Below are 6,000 nucleotides of genomic sequence, written 5' to 3'. Positions count from 1 at the left end.
AACGAGTCCAATTTTGACAAAACACATCAAAATTGGACTCATTTCTATTTTTGAGAAAGGACTATTGTCCCACTCTCTTTTTAGGTTTCCATGGTATTTATTTAAATAATGAAATGACTAGATGTATATAACATACGATATAACATACGATATAATTATAATCCAATACGCTGTTTAAATATCTTTTCTACAGCCTTATCTTCAAAATATACTCGACATCCATCAATTCCTCTTGTAAGAAGAACGTAATATATATTCAAAATGTACTCAGTTAATTCAGATAAAGAAAATTCTTTTTTTAGAGGTGTTCCACCACTATCCTTATAATTACTAGGTACTGCCATTATTTGATTATCTATTACCGTGATATCATTTCCTATAATTACTCCAGAATAATTCAGATCATATCCTTGAATTGAATGTATAGATCCAATTTCTTTTTGTGAATTAGGTTTTTTTATCCAATCTTCATAAGTGGAGTTCCATCTTCTATTAATACCGTCTATTTCCCAATCATAAGGTAACTCATCTAATTTTTTTCCTTTGTTAGACTTTTTATTTATATTAGATTTCCATTCTCTACAGTATCCAGCTATTACTCTATTAGTTGTTTCAGGATAGGCATGAGAGTGAAGCTCTACATACTCGATAACTTCATTAAAATTATCCACGATGCCAAAGTAGTCATTTTTGAATACATCTAAATTAAAATTTTTATCTTCACTTAATTGTAGAGCATACAAAATCCCTTTTAAATAGTCTTCTCCTGAAAAATTGCCATCACCACTAATTCTAAATTGTTGTGATAAAGTTAATTTTTTATAATTAATAGTTAATTTTCGAATTTCAGAAGGAGTAATATTTTGCGGTTTAATTCCTTGATAAGGATCGTATAACAAAACCAGCCCCTCAGTTATTTCTTCTAAGAGTGTAATTTCTTCATCATCTTTATTAAGGTGCCTTCTTGAATTAGGATGCCCCTTTGTATAGTATTTTTTTAACTTGTGCGCTTCATCAACAATGATGATATCAAATTTTTCTTTGTTTTTCTTAGCATCTGTTATCAATTGTGAACTAGTCTTAACAAATAATCTATTATTCAAGTTTATAGATTTAAAAATTAAATTAAACTGCTTTCTTAAATTTCCAGTTGTAACAACCCCAATCTTCAAATTAGGGTTATTTATTGCTAGGGAAAAAGCTAAATTTGTAAATAATACAGACTTACCTGAACCTGCAGGTGCTTCGACTATAAATTTTCCTGAAGAATCAGTTTCAATTTCATCAATAATTTCTTTTTGCTTTACGGATAGTTGTTTAAATGGAGAATATTTAAATAACAAACTTCCTCTTAATTTATTTATGTTTTTATTTTTGGACAAACCTAGCTCAAATAATTCATTTTTCCATAATCTATAAAATACACTAGAACGAATTTCCTCTTTATTTTTATAAACTAATTTTGTTTGTCCATTATTGCCATTTGCCAAAACAAAATTAGTTTCATCAGATTCAGCGACCATATAATTAAGTAGTAAGGATTCTAAATCTAATACAGCCGATTTATGAAATAGGTTAGAATAGATAACTAGACATTCAGTATACTCACGATAATCAGTTTTAGGTTCTTTTTCAGCTAAATGCTCTTTATGTCTATTATTAAAGCAACTAGTTTCACCAACATAAATTATTTTTCTTTCTAGATTATAATATATATACGTAACTGGATTATTATTTAAGATATCATTTTCTATTTTTGATAGATTATTGGATATCCATCCATTGTTTAACTGTAGTTTTAAAACTCGATAATACGACATATTTCTCTCCATAAATTTTTACTTATTTCTTGAATTTATTATAACATAAAACAATTTACTGTTTATCATGTTATTGTCGTAATTATCTATCTATATCAATCAGTTATTTCGTTATTAATAGTGTTTTTTATTTAAATACAAGTTACAGTTATTATTTAGAACATATGATTTAATGCAATAAATTGTATTTTTTCAATTATAGTCGTTAAGATATCAAAATAAAGTATCTATCTTTTTTTGTTGAACAAATATTTTTCTTTATGTTAGTTAAATGCAAAATCGCTTTATCTTAGTCGACAAAAAAACTCTGAAACCTCAAATAAGTCTCAGAGTTAATTTCTATATTTCTATTTGCACTTACCCTTCCCCCAACTTCTCCCAAATCTCACTCTGCTCCTGAAAATGCTTCACTAGATCCACATCAAAGATATCTTTGAGTAGTTTTCTTGAAGCTGTTTCCAAAAATGGGCCTTGCTTGATGACTTGGCCTGCTTTCATGAACAAGACTTGATCACTTAATGATAGGGCTAAGCGGATATCGTGGAAGACGCCGATAATTGTTTTGTCTTGTTTTTTTCCCCAGTCTTTTAAATAGCCGATAAGTTCAAGTTGGTGTTTGATATCGAGATGATTATTGGGTTCGTCTAGTAATAAGATATCTGGATCTTGAGCTAATACTTTGGCTAGGAAGACGCGTTGCTTTTGGCCACCGGAAAGTTGGTTGACTGGGTGGTCTTTCAATTCTAACAAATTGGTTAGAGCCAAGCACTCCATGACTTTTTCTCGGTCTTCTGCTGTGGTGACTGACCATAGCCCATGTTTGATGTGCGTATAACGCCCCATCATGACGGTTTCATAGACGGTATAATCAAAAGCAATGGTTGAAAACTGGCTGAGTAAGGCGACTTTCCGTGCGGCTTCTTTACGCTTCATTGTGCGGACTTCTTTTCCATCGATCGTGATCGATCCTTCGTAGGAAAGGATGCCTGAAATTGATTTCAATACGGTCGTCTTGCCACAGCCGTTAGGTCCTAGGATACATAGGTTCTCACCTTTGTTCAGCTCGAAGGAGACTTCTTTGATGATTTTTACTGAGCCATAGCCAGCTGTGACTTGCGATAGCTTCAAGGTCATCACTTTTCCTCCTTTAGCGGTAATTTCTGCTGACAAAAGGAATTTCTGCTACGTCGTCTTCTCGGTTGAATTTCATCGCAATCATGAAGAAATAACCCGACAATAAATTGAAAAAGTCTAGCAAGCCTGAATCGACTTTTTTCCCTTGATAAAGATGGCGATACAGCAAACGAACGATTACTTTACAATCGACACGCAAGATATGAGCCAACGCACCTCGTTCACTTCCTTGAGGCAAGAAAAATGGTCCGCTTTGGTTTGTTCTTTCCGCATTCAATTCATCGACACGACTCTTTAACCAGTCGATTTCTTCTTGCGTGATCGTCATTTTTGTACGCACGCACGCATTGGCATGGTAAACCAATTCACCGATTTTCTCTAACTCTTCGTAAAAAGGAGAATCTTCACACTTTGCGCGTAATAGCCCGATTTCTGAAGATAAACGATCGGTGTGTAATTCATAATCGCAGCGTAAATCATCTGCATCGTCTGCTAAAAATGGATAAGCCTCATAAGGGCTTCGATAAATATCTTTCATAGTTGTAAAACACTCACTTTCGTTTGAAATAAACATAGGCAAAAAATGGCGCACCAATCAGTGCTGTAACAGCGCCGATCGGAATTTCTTGGGGAGATAATAGCGTTCGAGAAATCGTATCCCCAACCACCATCATACTGCCACCTAATAGTGCTGCTCCTGGAATGACCCAACGATGACTGGCACCGAAGTAACGGCGGATGACATGGGGGGCAATCAGATCAACAAATCCGATCACGCCGACAAATGAAACCGCACTTCCTGCAAGTAAAGCCGCAAGGACCATCACCCATAGCTTGATTGTTCGGACATCTACACCAGAAATCAACGCCTCTTCTTCACCTAAAGATAACACATCTAAACTTCTAGCAGAGAACCAAAGAGCGATTGTTCCAAATAGTAAGATAGGTAAAAAAATTTGGATTTTTGCCCACGTGCTTCCTGAAAAGCTGCCCATTTGCCAGAAAACTAACTGCTGTAAATGATCTTTGAACAATGCCGTGACGATCGTCAACATCGCGCCCACAAATAAGGTCATAACCATTCCCACTAAAATAACTGTTTGGTTCGATAATTGCTGATCCAATCTTTGACTCATCGCCAAAACAATAAACACAGTTGCTAAACCAAAAATAAAGCCTGTGAGAGGTAATGTGAAATTCGGGAACAACGGTAAAGTGATCCCTGAAACAATGATCAACGCAGCGCCAAGTGATGCCCCTGATGACACACCTAGCGTATAAGCAGAAGCCAACGGATTACCTAATAAGGATTGCATGACCGTTCCACTAACAGCCAAAGCAGCTCCTACAAGAAACGCCAAAACCACTCTCGGCAGGCGAACCTGCCAAAGAATGGTGACGATCGTTGCATCTAGCTGTTTGTCTCCTCTTGAAAATAATGCTTGTATCAATGTATCAAAAGGAATGGATACACTCCCGATTTTGATCCCAAAGAATACTACGATGATACTCAAGACAACTGCTAACAGCAACCGACTTTGTTTATTCATTTTCCAACGATTTGTATTCATCAGGGTAGATTGCTAATGCCATTTCTTTTAAGGCTTTTGTCATATGGTGGTTTGGTAAAGAGCTCGCAGCGTTATCGATATAGAATACTGCTTCATTTTTCACCGCAGGAACGTCTTTCCAGGTTCCACGATCTAAGATTTCTTGCACGGCATCATCTAAGTAATTTACGTTCGTCAAAATTACATCTGGCTTACTAGCAATCGCAGCTTCTTCTGTTACTGGAATCCAGCTTTCTTGATCTGCTAAGACATTTTCTGCACCTACAAGTTCGATCATTTCATTCAAGTAAACGCCTTTACCAAAGCTATAGATTTCAGGTAATGCGCTAATTTCAAACAATACTTTTTTCTTATCTGTAATCGTTTCACCAATTTCTTTAATCTCATCGATTTCTTTGTTCATTGTATCGACTAATTCTTGTCCTTTTTCATGCTCTTGTAAAGTATCCGCGATAAATTGGACATCTAAAGCAATATCTTCAATGGTATTACTAGTTGGAATATTCACGACAGTAATTCCTGCATCTTTTACTTGTGACCAAACGTTTTCAGAACCATGCAGACTAATATCTGAAACATAGATCACTTGTGGGTTCAACGAAATCAATGTTTCTGCATCCACAGCCATCATATCGATTTGTGGCAACTCATCGATATCTTCCGTCATTGCTGGGCTTTGTGTGTCAACAGCTACTAATTGATCTTTACGTCCTAGATCATCGATCACTTGTGTAACTGAAGGTACTAGAGAAACCATCTTATCCACTTCTTCTGGAATCTCGATTTCTTCGCCACCACGATCTTTTGTTGGTAGAGCAACTTCTGAAGCTGTTGTTGTTTCTGCTGTTCCGCTTGTTTGATCATTATTATTTGAACAAGCACTCAACCCAAAGACTACGCTCAATCCCAACACAGCAACTAATTTCGATAATTTTTTCATCATCTATTCCCACTTTCCTTGACTCATTTTTACTTTTCCCAGTGATCACTTTGTTTACGATAACCCTTACATTTCCATATCCTAACCAATCAGCTTCTTTTTTAAAAGCAATAAAAAAACTGCCTTTCCTTTTACAGGAGAAGACAGTTTGATCGATCACACAAAAAAACTTTTGATCTTTCTCCTACAAAAGAACATCATTGCCGTTAGACCGGTCTCCTGACTTGGCTTCTATTTACTCCCAACCCTTCCAGAATGATCTGTGGTCCTATTGGTTTCATCCACCTTACAGTAGGTAGGTCTGTAGAGGACTTTCACCTCTTTCCCTGACATCTAATCGGCTATTTATTTTAAATTCACTTTTAGTTTATCTATTTGGAAATTTTAGCTATATCAACAAAAGTATCTCCGCCAATACTTTAACATATGGGTTTCATAAAAGATACACGAAAATCAAGCGAAAAAGGCAATGAAACGCCTTACTTTCAACAAAAATATATTATTCTCTGTTTTTTTAAATGGCATTCATTCATAG

At 35.5% G+C, this 6,000-nt stretch carries 5 protein-coding genes and 1 riboswitch; all 5 genes read right to left on the bottom strand.

From position 1 onward, the window contains the following. Positions 1–155: 155 nt before the first annotated feature. The 5 genes from I2F89_RS08415 to I2F89_RS08395 all read right to left on the bottom strand — a co-directional run bounded on the left by I2F89_RS08415 (position 156) and on the right by I2F89_RS08395 (position 5,465). The gene (locus tag I2F89_RS08415; RefSeq protein ID WP_086335058.1) at positions 156–1,820 is read right to left on the bottom strand and encodes a DNA/RNA helicase domain-containing protein; all 1,665 of its coding nucleotides are present in this window, start codon (positions 1,818–1,820) and stop codon (positions 156–158) included. Between the two features lie 357 nt (positions 1,821–2,177). Further along, positions 2,178–2,954, bottom strand: coding sequence for an ABC transporter ATP-binding protein (locus I2F89_RS08410; protein ID WP_195514190.1), 777 nt, complete (start codon positions 2,952–2,954; stop codon positions 2,178–2,180). Between the two features lie 13 nt (positions 2,955–2,967). Next, positions 2,968–3,492, bottom strand: coding sequence for an ATP:cob(I)alamin adenosyltransferase (locus tag I2F89_RS08405; RefSeq protein ID WP_071866945.1), 525 nt, complete (start codon positions 3,490–3,492; stop codon positions 2,968–2,970). 13 nt (positions 3,493–3,505) lie between these two features. Beyond that, the gene (locus tag I2F89_RS08400; RefSeq protein ID WP_071866943.1) at positions 3,506–4,504 is read right to left on the bottom strand and encodes a FecCD family ABC transporter permease; all 999 of its coding nucleotides are present in this window, start codon (positions 4,502–4,504) and stop codon (positions 3,506–3,508) included. Next, the gene (locus I2F89_RS08395; protein WP_195514189.1) at positions 4,497–5,465 is read right to left on the bottom strand and encodes an ABC transporter substrate-binding protein; all 969 of its coding nucleotides are present in this window, start codon (positions 5,463–5,465) and stop codon (positions 4,497–4,499) included. The genes I2F89_RS08400 and I2F89_RS08395 overlap by 8 nt, the downstream gene beginning before the upstream one ends. Positions 5,466–5,656: 191 nt before the next feature. Continuing rightward, a riboswitch (cobalamin riboswitch) is annotated at positions 5,657–5,817 on the bottom strand. Between the last annotated feature and the right edge of the window lie 183 nt (positions 5,818–6,000).

The organism is Enterococcus sp. 1001283B150225_161107_E12 (genome assembly GCF_015556925.1).
Classification (GTDB): domain Bacteria; phylum Bacillota; class Bacilli; order Lactobacillales; family Enterococcaceae; genus Enterococcus_B; species Enterococcus_B mundtii.
The sequence above is the reverse complement of the archived record's forward strand: the minus strand, read 5'-3'. Positions and strand labels throughout refer to the sequence as shown.

Coding starts and splice junctions, on each gene's coding strand:
- I2F89_RS08415 (WP_086335058.1), bottom strand. CDS start 1,820: ATGTCGTATTATCGAGTTTTAAAACTACAGTTAAACAATGGATGGATA.
- I2F89_RS08410 (WP_195514190.1), bottom strand. CDS start 2,954: ATGACCTTGAAGCTATCGCAAGTCACAGCTGGCTATGGCTCAGTAAAA.
- I2F89_RS08405 (WP_071866945.1), bottom strand. CDS start 3,492: ATGAAAGATATTTATCGAAGCCCTTATGAGGCTTATCCATTTTTAGCA.
- I2F89_RS08400 (WP_071866943.1), bottom strand. CDS start 4,504: ATGAATAAACAAAGTCGGTTGCTGTTAGCAGTTGTCTTGAGTATCATC.
- I2F89_RS08395 (WP_195514189.1), bottom strand. CDS start 5,465: ATGAAAAAATTATCGAAATTAGTTGCTGTGTTGGGATTGAGCGTAGTC.